Raw genomic sequence first — 19,222 nt, 5'->3', positions numbered from 1 at the left:
CTCCTTGTGCTCCGGTCAGGCCACCGGGTTGGGCTGCCGAAGCAGCGCGTCCGCCTCACGGACCATCTGCCGCACCGCCTTCTCGGCCGAGGTGTTGCCGAGCAGCGCCGCCTGGAGCGGCTGGCACATGCGGTTCTGGAAGTTCGAGGCCGCTCCCGCGAACCAGTTCGGCGGGTCGAGCACCGCCACCTCGCCCGCGTCCGCGTAGGACGACTGGGGGCGCAGCTTCGCGTACTCGGGACGGCCCAGTACGGGCTGGTACGCGGGGATGTGCCCGGCGCTCGCCCAGGTGAGGCTCTGCTTGAGCATCTGCGCGACGTACCGGTGGGCCTCGCGGCGCCGCGCGGGGTCGGGGTCGGCCTGATGCGGCAGGACGAAGCTGTGGGAGTCGGTGTAGACCGCGGGGCGGTCGAAGACCTGCGGGAAGGGGGCGGCCCCCAGATTGATGCCCGACTTGCGCAGGGCCGGCAGTTCCCACTCGCCGAGCATGACCATCCCGCCGCGGCCGTCGAGGAACGCGGCCATCGCACCGTAGTAGTCGAGGTTGTTGGGGTTGGTCCTGCCGTCGAAGAGCCGCTGCATGAACGACACGACCCGGACCGCGGCGTCGGTGTCGATCTCGGGCGCGCCGCCGTCGGGCAGGGTGAAGGAGGCGCCGGTCTGGGCGTAGAGGGCGGCGAACTGCCGCCAGCACTGCGCGGTGTCGGTGACATGGCCGAAGAGGATGCCCGAGCCGCCGGTGACCTTCGCGAGCGCCTTCCCCGCGTCCAGCAGGGCCTCGGGGGAACCCATCGGGGCGAGTTCGCCCGAGGGGTCGAGGAGGCCGGCCTTGTCCGCGGCGTCACGGTCGTAGAAGACGATGAAGGGGTGGACGTCCAGCGGGATCGCGTACACGGTCCCCTCGTACCGCGTCCGTTTCCAGACGGCCGGGGTGAAGTCGGCCTCGCCGCAGCCGAATTCGGCGAGCAGGTCCAGGTCGAAGGGGTCCAGCAGTCCGCCGGGGGCGTATCCGGCCAGTCGGGAGAGGTGGAGGACGGCCACGTCGGACGCCCGGCCTCCGGCGGCCGACATGGCGAGCTTGGTGTAGTAGGACGGTCCCCACTCCAGGATGGTGCGGTCGACGGCGAAGCCGTCGGGGGCGGTGGAGACGGCCTTGATCATGTCGTTCATCAAGATGCCGTCCCCGCCCTGGAAGAGGTCCCAGACCTTCAGGGCCGAGGCATCGGCGGACCCGGCCGGCGAGGCGCAGCCGGTCAGGCCGGAGGCGAGCAGCGCGGCGCCGGCGCCGGCCATGCCGTAACGCAGGAGGCCGCGGCGGCTCATGCCCGCCGCCGGCGGGGGTGTGAGCGCGGGCCGCGGCCCGGGGGCAGGTGGAGAAGAACTCATCACGGACCTTTCGACGGCCGGTCGACCATGCCGGTTGACGGCGGCCACCGGCATCGGCAACCGGTGGCGGCCCACCGCCGAAAGGGGTGGGCACCGCTCCGGCGACCGGCGCGATGCCATGTTTTTACATCGATGTACAACGGCTGTAAAGAGGTGCGGCACTGCTTGCCGCAGGGGCCCGCCGTACGGCCGGAAGGCCAGGCCGCGCCGGATGCCGCCGTGATCGGCGCGGCCGGCCACGGCATAGACTCGGCGGTGCGCAAGTGGCAGGGGGAGATGACGGTGGCACGACCCAGGATCAAGGACGTCGCACGGCACGCGGGCGTGTCGGAGAAGACCGTCTCCAACGTGATCAACGACTACGTCCATGTGTCCGACCGGACCAGGCGTGTGGTCCGCGAGGCCATCGACGAGCTCGGCTACCGGGTGAACCTGGCGGGCCGCCATCTGCGCACCGGGCGCAGCGGTGTCATCGCCCTGGTCGTACCGGAACTGGACGTCCCGTACTTCGCCGAACTCGCCCGCCACGTCATCCGCGCGGCCGAGCAGTGCTCGCTGACCGTGCTGGTCCACCAGTCCGGCGGGGACCGCCGGCACGAGCTGGCGGCGCTGTCGGGGTTCGGCTCCGACTTCGTCGACGGCATCATCCTCAGTCCGCTCGCGCTCACCTCCGACGACCTGCGCGAGAACGCCGGGTCACCGCCTACGGTCCTGCTGGGAGAGCTGCTGGAGGAGGGCGCGGACCATGTGGCCATCGACAACGAACAGGCCGCGCGGGAGGCCACCGAGCATCTGATCGCCCGCGGCCACCGCGACATCCTGGTCATCGGCGGCCGGGACGAGCCGGGCCTGGGCACCGCCGAGGCGCGCACCCGCGGCTACCGCGCGGCCCTGTCGGCCGCGGGCATCGCCTTCGACGCGGCGGCGCTGCTGCCCGTGGAGGCCTTCCGGATGCCTGACGGGGCCGACGCGGTGACCCGGGTGCTGAGCACCGGCGCCCGCCCCGACGCACTGCTGTGCCTCAACGACCAACTGGCTCTGGGCGCGCTGCACGCGCTGCACGAGCACGGCGTGCGGGTGCCCGAGGACGTCGCCGTGATGGGCTTCGACGACGTGGAGGGCGGGCGGTTCAGCGTACCGACCCTGAGCACCGTGGCCCCCGACAAGGGGGCGGTGGCCAAGGTCGCCGTACAACTGCTGCGGCACCGCATCGACGAGGCGACCCGGCCCCGGGACGGGGCGGACGAGACGGCGGCGGCCCCCCTGTCCCCACAGGACCGCGTCGTGGCACACCGTCTCGTCCTGCGCGAGAGCACCGAGGGCGCGCGCCACTGATCCGCACAGGAAGGGGTTGTGGCTCAGCCTCGGCCAAACTATTCCTTGACACGAATATTCGTTGCCAGGAATACTGGCTCCCATGGACGCACTCCTCACCGCACTGGCCGACCCGGCCCGCTGGCGGCTCGTCGGCCTTCTGGCCGAACGGCCCCGCCCGGTCGGGGTGCTGGCCCAGCTCGCCGAGGCCCGCCAGCCGCAGACGACCAAGCATCTGCAAACCCTTGAGCGCGCCGGCGTCGTCACCTCCCGGCGCACCGGCCAGCGCCGCGTCTACGCGCTGCGACCCGCCGCCCTGCGGGATCTCGCGGTCGCGCTCAGCCGGCTCGCCGACACCGCGGACCAGGCCGCCGGACCGCACGCGACGTACGACCGCTACGGGCTCAGCCTCCAGGCGGAGCGGCTCGCCGCGGACGCGTCGGGGTGGGCCGACGGCCGCTCGTTCACGTTCCTCCGCTCACTGACGGAGCAACCCGAGCTGGTGTGGCGCCATCTGACCGAGGCCCCCCTGCTCGCCCGATGGTGGACGCCCGACGATCTCCGCGTCTCCGAGCTCGTCTTCGAGGCGCGGCCGGGCGGCCGGATCGTCCACGAGTACCGCGACGCCGAGGACACCGGCGGATCCGACCCGGTCGCCGGGCGCGCGGAGGGGGTCGTCGACGACATACGCCCCGGCGAGCGCCTGGCCTACCGGCTCTCCCCCCTCCTGCCCGACGGCGCCCTCGCCTTCACCGCCCACGTCGACCTCGGCCTCAGACCTACCGACACCGGCACGGACCTCGACGTCCACTGGCGGATCACCGACAGCACGGTCGACTCCGCGGACTTCGTCGCAGGCATCGAGATCGGCTTCGGCCAGAGCCTCGACAAGCTCGCGGCGGCCTTCTCCGCGCACCCGCACCACACCACCGGTACCGGTGCCAGCACCGGCACCGAGCACGCCACCGACTCAAGGAGCACGCAGTGACAGAGCAGACCGCAGGCCGCAGAGTCGTCACCAACATCGCCCTCTCCCTGGACGGCCGCTACGCCGCGCCGGACAACCCCCAGGACATGAGCTGGGTGATGCCGTACGCCGTCTCCGACGTCGCCCGCGACCACCTGACCAGCCTCTGGGAGCCGGCGACCACGGCCCTGCTCGGCCGGGTCAACGCCGAGGGATTCCTCGGCTTCTGGCCCACCGTCATCGGCATGGAGGGCGCGGACCCGCGCGACGAGGGTTTCGCGAAGTGGCTCGTCGACACCGACAAGGTGGTTCTCTCCGCCTCCCTCGGCGAGGCGCCGTGGGAGCGGACGACGATCGCCGACAAGCCGACCGCGGAGGTGGTCGCGGACCTCAAGGCGACCGGGGGCGGCGACATTCTCGTCCTCTCCAGCGCGAGCGTCATCAAGGCGTTGCTGGCGGCCGACGCGGTCGACCGACTGGCGTTCACGGTCTTTCCGGTCGTCCTCGGCGGCGGGCCGCGCCTCTTCGACGACGGTCTGCCCGCCGGGCAGTGGACGCTCGTCAGCCAGGCCGCGGGCGAGCACGGCACACTCGCCCTCGTCTACGACCGGGTGCGCTGAGCCGGGGCAGGTGGCAGCGCCGGAGACACCGACAACCGCGCGGGTAAGCCACTCGCTTGACTTAGATCCCGAACCCAAGACTCACTGTGCCCGACGTCGAGTCGGCCCCGAGGCCACGGCCACGGCGCCCAGGACAGAGGGAGTACGCGGCATGGATGAATTCGCGCAGCGGTACGGGCCGGTGGCGGTCGTCACCGGGGCCTCCTCGGGCATAGGCCGCTCGTTCGCCACCCAACTGGCCGACCGGGGACTCGATGTCGTGCTCGTCGCCCGTCGCCGCGATCGGCTGCACGCACTCGCCGAAGAACTGCGGGACACCCACGGCGTCCACGCCTCGGCACTGCCGGTCGATCTGGCGGATCCCGCAGCGGCCGGGGAGATCCTGGACGCGGTGAAGTCACTGGACGTCGGCCTGCTGGTGAGCAACGCCGGCTTCGGCGTGAAGGGGGCGTTCGACGAGGGCGACGCCGGGTCCCTCTCGGCGATGCTCATGGTCATTTTCCGGACTAGCCGACTCGATCACCTCGAAAAGGATCTCATCAACCGCCGGACCCGGGCCGAAACGGCAGGCTGGCGGGGCGAGACCGAAGGCATCGACCTGACCCTCTCCCTCCTGCGAGCCAAGAGAAACGAAACCGCACGGCGCCTTCGGCGGCCCGTCGTCAACCTCGGCATCCCCCTCCCCCGCAGCACCACAACATCGCAGCAGATCACGCCATAACCCCCTGCACCCGGTTGCTTGGTCCATCCGCGCCGCTTCGCGGAGGGGTGTGTACAGGGGGCGGCGCGCTGCCGGTCCAGGCCGGCGCCGCCCCCTGATCCGGGGGCGAACGGCGGTCGATGCTAGCCAGGTTCGCCTCGTCGTGGCGTTCGCCTTCGGCCGGTGTGAGGCGGTCGAGCTGTTCGGTGCTGAGTTCCACACCGCCGACGGCGGTGTTCTCCTCGACACGCGAGACTCGGCGGTTCCGGGGATGGGGGCGATGTCGTCGCCGCGGGTCAGCAGCCATGCCAGCGCGGCCTGGGCCGGAGTGGCGCCGATCTCGGCGCCGATGGTCCGTACTTCGTCGACGATGCGCAGGTAGCGCTGGAACTTCTCGCCGGTGAAGCGCGGGTTGGTCTTGCGCCAGTCGTCGTCGGCGAAGTCGTCGACGGTACGGATCTGCCCAGTCAGCAGGCCGTGGCCGAGCGATGGGAGCGACGCCTCGAACTCCACGACGCCTTCGTCTCATTGACCTGCAGCCTCATCTGCTGGTGACGCCTCAGGAAGACCCGACCATGATCGCGTTACGAGCTCCTACTATCAGGAGGGAAGCTACGCGGTGACTGCGTCCGTGGCCTCGGTGTCGTCGTCGAAGGTCATCTCCGGTGCGGGCCGGCGGAAGCCCTTGGTCAGGACGGCCAGGTAGACGACGCCGATCGCCAGCCAGACGCCGCCGATCTGGAGTGCGACGTGACCGAGCTTCGTGAGCAGGTAGAGGGAAACGCCGACGCCGATGGCCGGCATCACCAGGTACGAGAAGAGGTGGGGGGTGCGGCCATGTCTGCGCTCGCGAACCAGGTGGGCGATCACGCAGACGTTCACCAGGGTGAAGCCGAGGAAGGCGCCGAAGTTGATGAACGAGGTGGCTGTGGTCAGGTCGAGTTTCATGGCGATGACACCGGCGGCCGCGATCAGCAGCAGGTTCGGCACGGGCGTGCCGGTCTTCTTCGACAGGTTGCCGAAGACGGCCCTGGGCAGTGCGCCGTCGCGTCCCATGACGTACATGAGGCGGGCGGCGGAGGCTTGCAGGGCGATACAGGAGGCGATGGATCCGGCGATGGTGACGAAGTTGATGATCTCGGCGTACGTTGTGCCGCCGACCTGGACCTTCAGGTGGTAGGCGGCCGCGTCGACGTCGGCGAACTTCGCGCCAGGATGGACCAGCTGCATCACGAAGGACAGCACGATGAAGATCGCTCCGGCGGCGATGACGCAGCCGATGATGCCGCGGCCGATCGTCCTCGCCCCGCCCCTGGCCTCCTCGCCCAGCGTGGAGACGGCGTCGAAGCCGAGGAAGGAGTACGCGGCGATGGCTGCGGCCGCCGTGACCGCGCCGATCGAAGTGCCGGAGTTCCACAGGGCGTCCGTGGCGGGGGCGGAGGAGCCGTGCTTGCCGAGGAAGACGACACACAGGGTGGCGAAGAGGACCAGCGACCCCAGAGCGATGAACATCAGGACCTTGTTGACGCGGTCCGCGAGCTTCATGCCGAAGACGTTGACGGCGGTGGTGAGGCCCACCGAGACGATCAGCCAGATCCACTTGGGTATCTCAGGGAACTGGGCGTTGAAGTAGATCGCCGTGATCAGCCAGCCGACCATCGGAATGAAGAAGTAGTCGAGCAGCATCGCCCAGCCGGACAGGAAACCGATGCGGCTGTCGAGCATCTTGCGGGCGTAGGTGTAGACCGACCCCGCGCCGGGCACGGCGCGCGCCATCTTCGCGTAACTCAGCCCGGTGAGCAGCATCGCGAGGGTGGCGATGGCGAACGCGGTCGGGGCCGCGCCGCCGCTGGTGGCGGCGACCACGCCGAACATCGTGACGACGATGCCGGGGGAGATGTAGGCCAGGCCGAACAGGACGACGGACAGGAGGCTCAGGTCGCCCTTCAGTCTCATCGTGCTCTCTGTGGTCTCGCTGTTCAACATCGTGGCTCCTCGGTGGAGTGGGCGGGATTCCAGGTGGCGGGGTCGATGCGGCCCCCGTACAGCGGGAGCTCGAGGGCCGGGTCGCCGGGGCGGAACTGTTCCCAGATCCGGTTGAGACCGGCCGTGCCGTAGCGGCGGACGTTGCTGACCTCGTCGAGGTCGATCACGTCGGTGAGGGTGGAGTCGCCCGCGTCGACGGTTTCGGCGCGCACCGTGCCCTGCGGATCGATGACGAGGCTGCGGCCGATCCCGGAGGGGGCGGCAGAGTTGACGCTGGCGACGAAGACCTGATTGGTGATGGCGTTGGCGCGGTTGAGGACGACTTCCTGCGTGCGGTCGCTCGTCGTCGTGCGGACCACGTTGACGATCAGCTCGGCACCCATCCAGGCCAGATGGCGGGAGATCTCCGGGAACCAGGTGTCGTAGCAGATGGACAGTCCGATGCGGCCGACCCCTGCGAGGTCGACGACCTCGAACCGGTTACCGGGTGTGGTCGTCTCGTACGGGCGCCACGGAAAGACCTTGCGGTACGCGGCAAGGCGCTCCCCCTGTGGTGAATAGACCGGTGCCGTGTTGTGGACGCGGTCGCCGGTGCCTCGCTCGTAGACGCTGCCGGGCACCAGCCAGATGCCCAGGTCCCCCGCGAGTTCGGCGAAGGCCGCATCGCGTTTGCCGTCGAGCGTCCCGGCCCCCTCCTGTGGGGCGGCCGGGACGCCGGGGGCGCTCTCGCCGAGGTGCAGTTCGGGGTAGACGACGAGGGCGCCGGGTGCGCGCAGTTTCACGCGCCGCTCCACGTCGGCGGCAAAGCCCGCGAGGTCGTCGGCCGGGCGGCCGGGCGCCTGGGCGAGGATCAGGGGAAGGGGGCGGGCCATGCGGGAACACCAGCCAATCGAAGGAACTGTTCGAGGAGAAGTCGACGGAGATTCGGGCACCGATCACCAGAAGTTCCGGTGGGACAACAATGCGGCCAGTCAGCCATAGCCTCAAATACCTGGAAGGGGTGATTACCATGCCTTGGAGGCATGAAGGTGTCATGCCTCCTCCGTCTCCCGAGGGGCCCCGCCATGGAACTCCGAGTGCTGCGTTACTTCCTGGCCATCGTGGACACCGGTTCGGTCACCAAGGCCGCCGAGGTGGTCCGCGTCGCCCAGCCCTCGCTGTCGCGCCAACTGCGTGGCCTGGAGGGGGACGTGGGGATGACGCTCTTCGACCGCGGCGGCAAGCAGCTGGTCCTGACGGCGGCCGGCCTGCGCTTCCTTCCCCTGGCCCGCGACCTGGTCGCCCGCGCGGAGGCCGCCGAGTCCGCGGTCGGTGCGCTGGCCGCCGGTCGTGCCATGCGGATCACCGTGGCGGCGCCGCCGACCACCATCACCGACGTGATCGCGCCGTTCCTGGCCACCTGGGGGCCGGAGGATCCGCTCGTCACCGTGCAGGCGGAGAGTCCGGCACGTGCGTACCAGGCCCTTGCGCGGGGCGCCGATGTCGCCATCTCCTCGGCACCTCCGAGACGCCGTTTCGCCGGGCTCCCGGTGGCCCGCCTGCCGCTGTGGGCCTACGTCCGTGCCGACCATGCCTGGGCGGACCGGGACCGCGTCACCGTCGGGGAACTTGCCGCGGAGCCCCTCATCGTCCTGACCCCGGCGCACGGCACCCGCCGCATCCTGGACCACGCCGTGCAGGAGGCGGACGCCTCGTACGACATCGTGCTCGAATGCGACACCCCGCATGTCGCACAGGCCATGGCGGCTTCGGGCCATGGTGTCGCGGTGGTCTCCGACGATCCCCGCTTCGACCTGCATCCGCTGCTGATCCTCGACAACACGGGCGAACCGCTGCAGATCCACCTGCACGCGGCGTGGGACGCCGGCCACTATGCGCTGCACAGCATCGAGGCATTCGCGGCCGGGCTGTCGCGCTTTTGTGTCGAGCGGTACGGGCCACAGGTCGCCGACCGCCTCTGAACTGCAGCGACGACTACATGGAGGTATGCCTGGCAGGCAGCCCGACCAGACCAGGCAGGCATTGGACGGTGGCTCCGGCGCGCCCCACCATGCGGCGATATCCCGCCACACGGCGGGATCCCGCATCAGTCACCGACCGAGAGGACCTCGGGTCATGTCGAGATCGTTCCCTGTCCGACGGCTACGCCGTGCCGCTGCCGTCGCCGCCGTGCTCGCGGGGCTGTTCGCCGCCCCGCTGCCGACGATGGCGGCGCCCGCCGCAAACGCCGCAACCGCACCCGTACCGGGTGATCCACTCACCGGAAGCGGTGCGGTGAACCGGACCCAGCTCACCGCCGGCCAACTCACCGGGGGCAGCGCCGAGGACACCGTGCCCGACAGCGCCTTCGCCCTGCCGGCGCAAGCGGCGCCCCCCACCCACAGCTTCGAAGGCACCCTCACCCTCGACGGCCTCTCCACCGCCGGTGGTTTCCGCGCACTGAAGGACCCGGACAGATACGCAGACACAGCGGCGACCCGGCATCTGCCGCCGGTCGACATCGCGCTCGTACAGAATGGCAGCCACCTCGTCCCGGCGCAGCGCGGGCTGCAGTACACGGGGAACCCGGCGTGGAACCTGGCGGTGGGACCCGGCCGCGCGTGGAACGAGGACGGCGACGGCCAACGCACCCGCGCCTCCCTGCCGTTCGCGCTGATCGAGCGCAACGCCAACTGCGTGCACAACGGCGCCCTGACGTTCCTCTTCGACGGCACATCGATCTCCGATGTCCGCTACCAGATCACCACGGAGACCTGCGAGTACTTCCAGTTCGACATGTGGGGCCAAGTGGCGGCCGACTACCGGCACGGCCCCGTCGGCGGCGCCGAGAACCTGCGCGACGCGTACGCCGCCAAGGTCAAGGACCGCCTCCCGACCAAGCCCATCTCGGCGCTGGCCGGCGACTACCCGCACAGTGGGGTGGACGTGACGAAGTTCGGCTCCGGCGTCACGCCGTCCGCGCTGAGCACCTTCGGCTTCTACTTCGGCGGAGTGCACTACGTGGGCAACTGTCGTACCCGGCAAGGGGAATACCCGTTCTGCGGCCAGATGCTGCTGCCGTCGTACTCGACCGCGAAGTCGGCGTTCGCGGGAACGGCCATGCTTCGTCTGGCGCAGCGCTACGGCCCGGCCGTGGTCCAGGAGAAGCTCTCCGACCGCATCCCCGAGGCCGCAGGAAAGACGGCCTGGAGCGGCGTCACCCTCGACCACACCCTCGACATGGCCACCGGGAACTACGCCTCGCCCGGCTACGAGACCGACGAGTCGGGCCGCACCATGGCGGACTTCTTCGCAGCCGAGCCCTACGCCGACAAGATGCGACTCGCCCTGTCCTTCCCGCGTAAGGCCAGGCCCGGCAGCAAGTGGATCTACCACACCTCGGACACCTTCCTCGCCACCCGCGCGATGAACAACTACCTGCAGCACAAAACCGGTTCGCACGCCGACATCTTCGCCATGCTTCGCCACGACGTGCTCAAGCCCATCGGTGTCGGGCCCGACTCCCTCGTCTCCTCCCGCACCGACAACAGCCCCGACGGGGTGTCCTTCGGCGGCTACGGCATGTTCTGGACGCAGGACTCCGTCGCCAAGTTCGCGAAGTTCCTCAACAACGACCACGGCGCCGTCAACGGCAAGCAGATCCTCAATCCGGCACTGCTCGCGGCCACCATGCAACGCACACCGCAGGACCGGGGCATGACCACCACCGGCACCAAGCCCATGAAGTACCAAAACGGCTTCTGGGGGCGGAAGTTCACCTCCGCCGACAACCCCGCCTACACCGGCCCCTTCTACGTACCCTTCATGTCGGGATACGGCGGCATCACCGTCGCGATGATGCCGAACGGCGCCACCTACTACTACTTCAGCGACAACAACGAGTTCAGCTGGAACGCCGCCGTCGCCGAAGCCAACAAGCTAGCGCCCATGCCCAGCGCGGCAGCTACTGCGAGATAGACCCCATCGAACTCACCCTCATCGGCCTGGGACGCGATTCGCCAGACTATGACCGTTGCCGGGGTGCCCCACTCGCACCCTTCCAGGTTCGACAGGAGACTCCCGCCGCCCGCCGCCAGCCGCTGAGGGGCGGACAGTTCAGCCCCCTGCGTGTACTCACGCTCCTGCCCGTCGGGTACTACAACCGACGGGCAGGAGCGTGCCCTGGTGCGTCATTCGACCCCGTGCCGAGGAAGGTACGTGTGCCGCATATCGGGTCGGGCCGACCGCGTGTCCGTCCCGATCGGGTGCGTGCAGGGCGGTACCGACGGCGTTGTCGCGGGCGGTAGCTACGGACACTGCCGGTCCGGTTGTCTCGGGCGATGAAGTCGATCAGGAACCCGCGGACCGGCTGCACGACCTTCCCCTCCTCATCGAAGACCAGCCAGGGCACGACACCTGAGTCCGTAGCCACCCGCCCCCACCGTGGGAGCTGGATGGCACGGACGTCACGGGATTGCTCGTTCAACTCCGTTGCGCTCCTTCGTCGTCGGATGCGCAACGTCTACCGACCAGACCAAGCGGGGGATACGCACCCGCCCGGCGTGTCCTTCCGCAGTCCGGTCAACGACTCACTGCCAGGCCCCGACGCAGCTTGCGCACGGCCTCGCCCCGAGGCTGAGGCGACGCGGGCGCGGCGGTGTCCTCTTCACCAGCTCGGTCGAAGGTCTCGTGGGATGCCCGTACTCGGCCGGCTACTCGGCCACCAAGGCCTATGTGAATGCCCTCGGTGAGGCCCTGTGGGCGGAACTCGCTCCGGCCGGTGTGGACGTGCTGACGCTGTGCCCGGGGGCGACCGATACCGAAGCGCCGCGGCTTCAGGGCGTCGATCCCACCACCCTTCAGGACCTGATGTCACCGGACGATGTCGCCCGTTCGGCACTGAAGCACCTGCGCGAGGGTCCCACGCACATCCCCAGCGCGCATTACCGGCAGGTCTTCGACACGTTGCTCGCGATGCCGCGACGTGATGCGCTGACCGCGATGGCCCGCTCGATGGGTGAGTGAGCGGCAGGAGGACGGCTCTCGACGCCCAGCAGGTCGAGGAAGGCCGAAGCCGCGGGTGACGGGGTGAACCGGCTCCAGACGAGGCGCTCCACCCGTACCGGCCCATTGCTGACCGGCACACTCCGCAGGCCGTGCAGCTCGGCGGCGAACGCCGCGGGCAGCAGGGCGATGCCCAGCCCGTTGCGGACCATCCGGGCCATGAGCTCGACGCCGGACACCTCGAAGGCGACCTCGCGCCGCAGGTTGGCCGCCGCGAACGCCTCGTCCGACTGGGCGCGGGCGGCGCTGCCCTCGGCGAAGTCCACGAACGGCTCCTCGGCGAGGAGGCGGAGGTCCACCTCGTGCTCCGTGGCCAGCGGGTGGCCCGGGGCGACCACGGCGACGTGCTGCCCGTGGGCGAGTTCCCTGTCATGGACGCCCCTCGGCCGGAACCCGGGCTGTACGCCGAGGAATGCCGCGTCCAGCCTGCCGTCGCGCACCTGCTCCGCGAGGGCCTCGCTGGAGCCGGCCCGCAGGCTGATCCGCACCTGGGGGTAGCGCAGGCGGTAGTCCCGCAGCACCACCGGGAGATCGACGGCCGACACGGTGGGGATCGATCCGACGGCCAGCCTGCCCCGTATCTCACCGGTGGCCGCCGCCACCTCCGCCCGGGCCCGCTCGGCCGCCTCCAACGCCTGGCGGGCGGCGGGCAGGAACGCCTCTCCGGCGGTGGTCAGCCGCACGCGGCGACTGGTGCGCTCGAAGAGCCGGGCACCCAATTCCTTCTCCAGCCGGGCTACTTGGTGACTGAGCGCGGACTGGACGACATGGCACCGCTCGGCCGCGCGGGTAAAACTCGCGGTCTCCGCCACCGCGAGGACATAGCGCATCTGCTGAAGATCCATCGGTCCATCGTGAAACACGATGGACCGGATGACAAACATGTGTTGGACCGATGGATGCCTGCTCGGCGATGCTGAAGCCGACGGCGTGCCACGGCGGTTCACGAACTGCCGCCGCCCCGTACCGGCGGGGTCCAGGGCGAGCGTCCCCGTACCGACGAGGTCCGGGCCGCCGTCCCCGTCGTACCACCACCGGCGCCCCGCGCCCCGACCGCAGGGAGACCACCATGCGCGTGATCGCCTTCGACCACCTCGTCCTGAACGTCGCCGACATCGAACGCTCGCTCGCCTTCTACACCGGCCCCCTGGGGCTGGAACCGGTGCGGGTGGAGGAGTGGCGGGCCGGCCAGGCCCCCTTCCCGTCCGTACGGGTGAGCCCCACCACCGTCATCGACCTCGTCAAGGGGCCCGACGGGCAGCCGGAGGGCTCCAACGTCGACCACATCTGCCTGGTGGTGGAGCCGCTCGACTGGCAACAGGTCATCGATTCCGGCGACTTCACGGTGCTGGACGGCCCCGGCAAGCGCTTCGGCGCCCGGGGCACAGCGATCTCCCTCTACGTCGGGGACCCGGACGGCAACACCGTGGAGCTGCGCTGGTACCCGCAGGACGCCTGAGGATCGCCACGGCGCGGACGGAGCGGCGACACGCCCTCGTGGGGAGCAATGGCCCGTGCCCGCGGGTCCGCTCGGTTGACTGCAGGTCTGTCCGTACCCATCCCACCAGGAGTCCGACCGTGAAGACCTTCGCCCACTCCCTTGCCGTGACCGCTGCCGTGACCGCTCTCGCCGCGACCTGCGCGATCTCCCTGGCCGGCACGGTCCAGGCCGCGACAGCGGCGGGGGCCGTCGCGCGGCAGCCCGCCACCCTCCAGAACGAGGGTGACCACGGATCCGACGTGACGTCGATGAACTTCGAGGAGTTCGGCAAGAAGGGTGCCTACGACCACGCCAAGGAATGGGACGACGGCGCCGGTCGGTGAGCCCGACCGGTGCCGTGGACGCCCGGCGATGACTTCGGCGCGGGCAGCCGGTCGTACTGAGGGAGAGAAAAGGAGATCCACCATGCCGACACACGGACCCGCGAAGCAACCGACCACTGACCTCGACGCCCGCTACAGCTCCGCGCTCAATCCCCGCCCGGATGCCGTGAACGCCACTGCCACCGAGTGGGCCGAGGCCCAGCGGCAGATGGAGTCCGCCGAGATCTTCTGGGTGTCCACGGTGCGCCCCGACGGACGGCTGCACGTCACTCCCGTGCTCGCCGCCTGGCACGACGGGGTGCTGTACTTCTCCACCGGCCCGGGAGAGCAGAAGGCGAGGAACCTCGCTCATGACGGGCACTGCGCGCTGACCACCGGAAGGAACTCGCTCACCGAAGGGCTCGACATCGTGGTCGAGGGCAGGGCGGAACCGGTCGCCGACCCTGCCGTACTGGAGGAGGTGATCACGGCGTACGAGGCGAAGTACGGGCCGCACATCACCTCGCCCGAGGGCACCTTCCACGGAATCGGGGACGCGTTCCGGAAGGGGGACGCGACGGTGTTCGCGGTGGCCCCGGCCACCGCGTACGGCTTCGGCCGGGACGACGGGGCGTACACCCACACGCGGTGGGCTTTCTGAGCGACCGGGCCCACGATCGCTACCGCCGCCCCGGCACCTCCCGGGGAGGGCCCCCGCACCTCCCCGGGGAGCGCCCCCGGGTATCGGTCAGGCCGCCGTGCTCACCAGGTCCGATCGCCCCGGAAGGGGCGCGGGGCGGGTGGTCGGCCTCCGTCCGCCCTCCTCGGCGGAACGCTCGGCGGCGGTCAGCATCGCGATCAGACTGGTACGGGCCCGGGCCACCCGGGAGCGGACGGTTCCCACGGGGCAGCCGATGGCCGACGCGGCCTCGGCGTACGGCAGACCGAGCACCTGGGTGAGGACGAACGCGTCCCGCCGGTCCTCCGATACGGTCGCCAGCAGTTCCGCGAGCGCGACGCCGTCCTCGAAGCCGGGGACTCCCCGGGGTTGGGCCCGCTCGGCCGCCGACCGCCAGTCGGTGGCGTCCGACAGGGACGGCCGGGCGGCGGCGTGACGGAGGCTGTCGACAAAGGTTCGTCTGGCTATCGTCAGCAGCCAGGTGCGGGCGGAGGAACGCCCTTCGAATCGGGGCAGACTGCCGAGCGCCCGCAGGAAGGTGTCCTGTGTCAGGTCGTCAGCCGCTTGCGGGTCCGCGCTCAAGTAGGCGACGTAGCGCCAGACATCACGGTGCAGCGCGTTGACGAACCGTTCCACGGCGACGGGGTCGCCGCTCCGCGCGGCGAGCGCCCAGCCGGTGATGGTGTCGTCGTTCGTGTGCGAAGGATGCGGTGGCTCAGCGCCGAGGGGGTGGTGCGGATACGGGGCAGGGTTCATCGCCTGGTGTCCTTCTCCGAGGTCCGGGAGCCGGAGCCGCGTTCGGGCGGGTCCGGTGAGGTGGTACGGCCCCGGCGGGGCAGGGCCGATGACCGGGCCGCGCGGTGCGAGGACCGGCGGGGCCGCGGGGAACTGGCTGTCAGAGGACAGCGGTCCCGGCGGGTGGACCTCGGGAGGTGATGGCGTGCACGAGGAGCAACTGCTGGAGCGCGCCGGTGGTGGCCCGGGTGCGGACGGCACGGTGGTGCGGCCGGTGGAAGGGCGCGGGCACGCGGAGCACCACCGTGAGCGGCGCGACGATCCAGCCGGCGCATGCCCGCAGGACGCGGAAGGCGGCCTGCTCGCCGCATGCGAGCCACAGACCGCACAGCAGCGCCGCCAGCAGGTGGGCGGCGAGCATCCCGGTCGGCGACATGCCCGCCACTCCGTGCCCGGCGGAGGTGGCCATGTCGTCCGCCATGCCGTGCATGCCTGGGTGGGTGTGGCCGCTCATGGCGGGCGTGGTCGCTCCGCACAGCAGGTACCGCATCCACTGTTCCGCGAACGACGCGCCGCTTTCCAGTTGAGGCCGCTCCACGGCCTGGACCAGGGAGAACCCCGAGTGCAGGGCGACCTGGACGGCCACCGTGGCGGACAGCACCGCGGGGAAAGCGCGTTCCCGCCCGGCCAGGGCCCACGCCGCCGCGCCGGTCGTGGCGGAGGCGGCGATCATCGCCCACCACGGGACGGCCGTTCCTGACATGCGGATGTGTCCGAGGGCCGCGAGCAGCACGCAGGTGGCCGCGAACACCGCGGCCCGCACCACGCGACACCATCGCCCCGGAATCATGGCGGGCTCATCCTCGCATCCCTCTCGTGCCGCGGGCAGGTCCTCGCGTCGCTTTCCTGTCCGGGAGAGGACGGCTACGAGCCGTCAGCCGTGGTCGTGGGTGGACGAGGTGTCGGCGGGAGGGATGGAGCGCCCGCCGTCACGGCCACTGAGGACGACGGCCAGGATCGCGACGACGATGCCCGCCACCGCGAGGCGTCCCCCGAAGCGCAGGCTCCATCCCGCCCGGCCCGCGCCCGAGGCGGTGCGGGCCGGGCGGGACAGTCGCTCGGAGCGGCGCGCGGGGCGCAGCAGCCGTACGAGCAGCAGGGCGGCGATGGGCAGTTGCAGCAGCCAGATCGTGGTGCGCAACCAGCCGTCGTACCAGACGTTCGTCCCGTACAGCAGGGTGTGCCAGACACTCAGGACGTAGACGACGATGACGAAGCGGTGCAGCACACGCCAGGTCTTGGGGCCGATGCGGTGCCTGATGTAGAAGAGCAGGCCGAGCGGCACGGCCAGGTAGAGGGCTGCCTGGCCGACCGGGATCGCGATCTGGCCGGTCCCCGAGGCGTAGCCGCCGGGGACGAACGCCTCGACGAAGGCGCTGTAGAGGCGGGAGTGCCAGCGCGCGGTGTCGTGACGGACGAGTTCCGCGGCGAACAGCAGGGCGTGGGCGGCGATGAGGGCGATCGTGTTGAGGCTGGTGGTGCGGTGGAGCCGTTCGAGCCGCGGGCCCGACAGCGGGAGCCGGCCGGGGCGGGGGCCGGAGAGCAGGAGCCCCAGGATGACGGTCACCCAGGCCCAGAGCAGGGCCGCCCAGCCGAACGCCTGGCTGAGGAAGTACATCCAGAAGCCCTCGACGTCCGCCATGAACGGCATGACGGACACGGTCGACGACGTCTTCGCCCGGATACGGGCCAGGAGAAGGGCGAAGACGCCCGCGGTCACCACCAGGGCGACCAGCCCGTCGGGCCAGGACGCCTTGAGGTCCGAGCCGAGTGTGGGCCGTGCGGGGCGACGGTCCGTGCCGGTGACGGGCTGTCCGCCGGGCTCGGGGACATCGACCCGTTCGGGGATGTCGGCCCGTTCGGGGACATCGGCCCGTTCGGGGATGTCGCCGTGCTCGGGGGCGGCGGGCGCGGGGGGCGGGTTCATAGGGGCGGTCTTCTCCATGTCGTCGGCGGGTGCGGGCAGGCACCGCTCGTCGCGCTGTCGCGTGAGGGATGTAGACGTCATCCAGGAGTCGGATCCCGCGGCCGGAAAGTTCCCGCCACCTGTCCGTGACGTGCGTCACATACCCCTGGACGGCTGGTGCCCCTGGCACGGAAAAGCGGCGATCCCTCAACTCGACCGCCCGCGCGCCCTGTTCGGCACCGACCCGTTGCGCCTCGTCCGACACGGAACCGTAATTCCGGGAACTCAGCCGCCACTTGGGGCGACTACTTCATCGCAGGCAACGAGGTGACGGAGCGTCACAGACCAAGGGGTCATCGATGACAGGTGTGAAGCGTGACCGCCGCAGGCTGCTGCGGGCAGCGGTGGCGAGCGGGGTGGGCGGAGGACTGGCGGCGGCGTCGTCGCCGGCCCGGGCCGAGCAGGGGCGGCAGCCCATGGACGCGAAGGAGCGTACGCCGGACGAGGGCGGCGTCCGGGTGGCGGTGCTGCTGTACGACGGTTTCACCGCGCTCGACGCGGTCGGACCGTACGAAGTGCTGTGCCGGGTGCCGGGGGTGACCGTGACCATGGTGGCGGAGAAGCCCGGTCCGGTACGTACGGACACCGGCGAGCTGGGACTGATCGCCGAGCGTTCCCTCAGCAGTGTGCGGACGGCCGATGTGCTGCTGGTACCGGGCGGCGGCGACCGCGGTGTCATGGCGGTCATGGGCAACTCCGTGGTTCTGGACTGGATACGCCGCATCCACCGGGGCTCGGTGTGGACCACCTCCGTGTGCACGGGGTCGCTCATCCTCGGGGCGGCCGGTCTGCTGCGCGGCCTGCCCGCCACCACCTACTGGGCCTCCCGCTCCTACCTCGCGGAGGTCGGCGCCGTCTACACCCCGGGCCGCTTCGTCGAGACCGGGAAGATCATCACGGCGGCCGGGGTCTCCGCCGGTATCGACATGGCGCTGCTTCTCACCTCCCGGCTGACGGACGTGGAGGTCGCTCAGGCGATGCAGCTCGCGGTGGAGTACGACCCCGATCCGCCCTTCGACACCGGCAGTCCGGAGAAGGCGAGTCCCGAACTCCAGCGGCTGGCGCTGCGCCTGATCGCGGACTCCGCGCGATAGCGCCTCTCGCCTCCTCTCCGGCTCCACCGATTCCCGATGTCCGGCTCTTCACCTACCCGAATCGAGGCTGTGGCGGGATGCACTGGTACGAGGACGACGCGTTCTGGTCGGACTTCTCCGAGACGATGTTCTCCGAACGCAGGCGCGAGGAGACAGCGGAGCTCGTCGCCCGATCACCCCTGCTGGAATTCGCCCCCGGGGCACGAGTCCTGGACCTGTGCTGCGGGCCCGGCCTGTATCTGGTGCCGCTGGCCCGGCGTGGCTACGCCATGACCGGTGTCGACCTCAGCGAGGTCATGCTGGAGCGGGCCGGCGCCGCGTGCGCCGGGGCGGGCGTCGATGTCCGGCTGGTGCGGGCCGACATGCTGAAGCACGTCGAGGCGGAGTCGTACGACGTGGTGCTCAACGTCTTCACCTCGTTCGGCTACTTCGACGACCCGCGCGACAACCTCCAAGTGCTGCGCAACGCCCATGACTCGCTGGTCCCGGGCGGACGGCTGCTGATCGACGTGCTGGGCAAGGAGGTGCTCGCCGGCTGGATCGGCCGGCCCCAACTGGTCGATCTGGGCAGCGCGTACGTGGTGCAGCGCGACACCGTCCTGGACGGCTGGTCCCGGTTGCGTACGGACTGGACCCTCGTCCGTGACGGAACGGCGAGGGAAGCGTCGATCACATCCTTCCTCTACAGCGGAGCCGAACTGCGCGCGCTTTTCGAGCAGGTGGGCTTCACGGAGGTGGAGTGCTACGGCGATTTCGACGGCGCCCCGTACGACCAGCACGCGCGGCGCCTCATCGTGTCCGGCATCCGCGAGTCCTCCGGCCGCGGCGAGGAGGAGCGGTGACCACCCGGGCCACACCGGTACGCACCG

Annotated in this window: 19 protein-coding genes and 1 pseudogene; 12 read left to right on the top strand and 8 right to left on the bottom strand. The window is 70.5% G+C overall.

Features of this window, described 5'->3' with window-relative positions:
- Positions 1–15 precede the first annotated feature (15 nt).
- Positions 16–1,386 (bottom strand): extracellular solute-binding protein, encoded by a 1,371-nt coding sequence (locus ACIBJC_RS07005; protein WP_399289019.1) that lies wholly within the window; start codon positions 1,384–1,386, stop codon positions 16–18.
- A gap of 282 nt (positions 1,387–1,668) precedes the next feature.
- Between ACIBJC_RS07005 and ACIBJC_RS07000 the strand changes: the two genes are divergently transcribed.
- The 4 genes from ACIBJC_RS07000 (at position 1,669) to ACIBJC_RS06985 (ending at position 5,008) form a co-directional block, all read left to right on the top strand.
- Positions 1,669–2,721, top strand: coding sequence for a LacI family DNA-binding transcriptional regulator (locus ACIBJC_RS07000; RefSeq protein WP_399289807.1), 1,053 nt, complete (start codon positions 1,669–1,671; stop codon positions 2,719–2,721).
- Between the two features lie 82 nt (positions 2,722–2,803).
- Complete coding sequence (locus ACIBJC_RS06995; protein WP_399289016.1) at positions 2,804–3,688, top strand: metalloregulator ArsR/SmtB family transcription factor; 885 nt, start codon at positions 2,804–2,806, stop codon at positions 3,686–3,688.
- Positions 3,685–4,287, top strand: a complete 603-nt coding sequence (locus ACIBJC_RS06990; protein WP_399289013.1) for a dihydrofolate reductase family protein — start codon at positions 3,685–3,687, stop codon at positions 4,285–4,287. Before ACIBJC_RS06995 ends, ACIBJC_RS06990 begins: the two co-directional genes overlap by 4 nt.
- 151 nt (positions 4,288–4,438) lie before the next feature.
- Positions 4,439–5,008: an SDR family NAD(P)-dependent oxidoreductase gene (locus ACIBJC_RS06985; RefSeq protein ID WP_399289010.1), complete on the top strand. Its 570-nt coding sequence runs from the start codon at positions 4,439–4,441 to the stop codon at positions 5,006–5,008.
- 112 nt (positions 5,009–5,120) lie between these two features.
- On the opposite strand, the pseudogene ACIBJC_RS06980 reads toward ACIBJC_RS06985, so the two are convergent.
- From ACIBJC_RS06980 to ACIBJC_RS06970, 3 genes and pseudogenes are all read right to left on the bottom strand, one after another.
- A pseudogene (locus tag ACIBJC_RS06980) lies at positions 5,121–5,473 on the bottom strand (aldo/keto reductase); the annotation flags it as partial.
- A gap of 126 nt (positions 5,474–5,599) precedes the next feature.
- The gene (locus ACIBJC_RS06975; protein ID WP_399289007.1) at positions 5,600–6,973 is read right to left on the bottom strand and encodes an APC family permease; all 1,374 of its coding nucleotides are present in this window, start codon (positions 6,971–6,973) and stop codon (positions 5,600–5,602) included.
- Positions 6,967–7,845, bottom strand: a complete 879-nt coding sequence (locus tag ACIBJC_RS06970) for a carbon-nitrogen hydrolase family protein (RefSeq protein ID WP_399289004.1) — start codon at positions 7,843–7,845, stop codon at positions 6,967–6,969. Before ACIBJC_RS06970 ends, ACIBJC_RS06975 begins: the two co-directional genes overlap by 7 nt.
- A 192-nt stretch (positions 7,846–8,037) precedes the next feature.
- On the opposite strand from ACIBJC_RS06970, the gene ACIBJC_RS06965 reads away from it, so the two are divergent.
- From ACIBJC_RS06965 to ACIBJC_RS06955, 3 genes are all read left to right on the top strand, one after another.
- On the top strand, positions 8,038–8,934 hold the full coding sequence (locus ACIBJC_RS06965; protein WP_399289002.1) for a LysR family transcriptional regulator: 897 nt from the start codon (positions 8,038–8,040) through the stop codon (positions 8,932–8,934).
- Between the two features lie 154 nt (positions 8,935–9,088).
- Positions 9,089–10,930 carry a hypothetical protein gene (locus ACIBJC_RS06960; RefSeq protein WP_399288999.1) on the top strand — a complete coding sequence of 614 codons (1,842 nt, stop codon included), beginning with the start codon at positions 9,089–9,091 and terminating at the stop codon, positions 10,928–10,930.
- Positions 10,931–11,395: 465 nt separating this feature from the next.
- Positions 11,396–11,977 (top strand): SDR family NAD(P)-dependent oxidoreductase, encoded by a 582-nt coding sequence (locus ACIBJC_RS06955; RefSeq protein ID WP_399288996.1) that lies wholly within the window; start codon positions 11,396–11,398, stop codon positions 11,975–11,977.
- Here the strand turns inward: ACIBJC_RS06955 and ACIBJC_RS06950 are convergent.
- On the bottom strand, positions 11,896–12,861 hold the full coding sequence (locus ACIBJC_RS06950; RefSeq protein WP_399288994.1) for a LysR family transcriptional regulator: 966 nt from the start codon (positions 12,859–12,861) through the stop codon (positions 11,896–11,898). The genes ACIBJC_RS06955 and ACIBJC_RS06950 overlap by 82 nt on opposite strands.
- A 224-nt stretch (positions 12,862–13,085) precedes the next feature.
- Here ACIBJC_RS06950 and ACIBJC_RS06945 point away from each other — a divergent pair, with 224 nt between their 5' ends.
- The 3 genes from ACIBJC_RS06945 to ACIBJC_RS06935 all read left to right on the top strand — a co-directional run bounded on the left by ACIBJC_RS06945 (position 13,086) and on the right by ACIBJC_RS06935 (position 14,480).
- On the top strand, positions 13,086–13,475 hold the full coding sequence (locus ACIBJC_RS06945) for a VOC family protein (protein WP_399288991.1): 390 nt from the start codon (positions 13,086–13,088) through the stop codon (positions 13,473–13,475).
- Positions 13,476–13,594: 119 nt separating this feature from the next.
- Entirely contained in the window at positions 13,595–13,840 is a 246-nt protein-coding gene (locus tag ACIBJC_RS06940; protein ID WP_399288988.1) for a hypothetical protein, read from the top strand.
- A gap of 82 nt (positions 13,841–13,922) precedes the next feature.
- Positions 13,923–14,480, top strand: a complete 558-nt coding sequence (locus tag ACIBJC_RS06935) for a pyridoxamine 5'-phosphate oxidase family protein (protein WP_399288986.1) — start codon at positions 13,923–13,925, stop codon at positions 14,478–14,480.
- Between the two features lie 87 nt (positions 14,481–14,567).
- Here the strand turns inward: ACIBJC_RS06935 and ACIBJC_RS06930 are convergent, their stop codons facing one another.
- The 3 genes from ACIBJC_RS06930 to ACIBJC_RS06920 all read right to left on the bottom strand — a co-directional run bounded on the left by ACIBJC_RS06930 (position 14,568) and on the right by ACIBJC_RS06920 (position 17,238).
- Positions 14,568–15,254, bottom strand: a complete 687-nt coding sequence (locus ACIBJC_RS06930; protein ID WP_399288984.1) for a sigma-70 family RNA polymerase sigma factor — start codon at positions 15,252–15,254, stop codon at positions 14,568–14,570.
- Positions 15,255–15,393: 139 nt separating this feature from the next.
- Positions 15,394–16,056 carry a hypothetical protein gene (locus tag ACIBJC_RS06925; protein ID WP_399288981.1) on the bottom strand — a complete coding sequence of 221 codons (663 nt, stop codon included), beginning with the start codon at positions 16,054–16,056 and terminating at the stop codon, positions 15,394–15,396.
- Between the two features lie 111 nt (positions 16,057–16,167).
- Positions 16,168–17,238: a ferric reductase-like transmembrane domain-containing protein gene (locus ACIBJC_RS06920; RefSeq protein ID WP_399289804.1), complete on the bottom strand. Its 1,071-nt coding sequence runs from the start codon at positions 17,236–17,238 to the stop codon at positions 16,168–16,170.
- A 320-nt stretch (positions 17,239–17,558) separates the two neighbouring features.
- Here ACIBJC_RS06920 and ACIBJC_RS06915 point away from each other — a divergent pair, with 320 nt between their 5' ends.
- Together ACIBJC_RS06915 and ACIBJC_RS06910 are read left to right on the top strand one after the other, a co-directional pair.
- The gene (locus tag ACIBJC_RS06915; RefSeq protein ID WP_399288978.1) at positions 17,559–18,353 is read left to right on the top strand and encodes a DJ-1/PfpI family protein; all 795 of its coding nucleotides are present in this window, start codon (positions 17,559–17,561) and stop codon (positions 18,351–18,353) included.
- A 77-nt stretch (positions 18,354–18,430) separates the two neighbouring features.
- The gene (locus tag ACIBJC_RS06910) at positions 18,431–19,195 is read left to right on the top strand and encodes a class I SAM-dependent methyltransferase (RefSeq protein ID WP_399288975.1); all 765 of its coding nucleotides are present in this window, start codon (positions 18,431–18,433) and stop codon (positions 19,193–19,195) included.
- Positions 19,196–19,222: the final 27 nt, after the last annotated feature.

The organism is Streptomyces sp. NPDC050509 (genome assembly GCF_044457965.1).
Taxonomy (GTDB): Bacteria; Actinomycetota; Actinomycetes; order Streptomycetales; family Streptomycetaceae; genus Streptomyces.
Note: the sequence above shows the minus strand (reverse complement) of the source record. Positions and strands in the feature narration are given on the sequence as shown.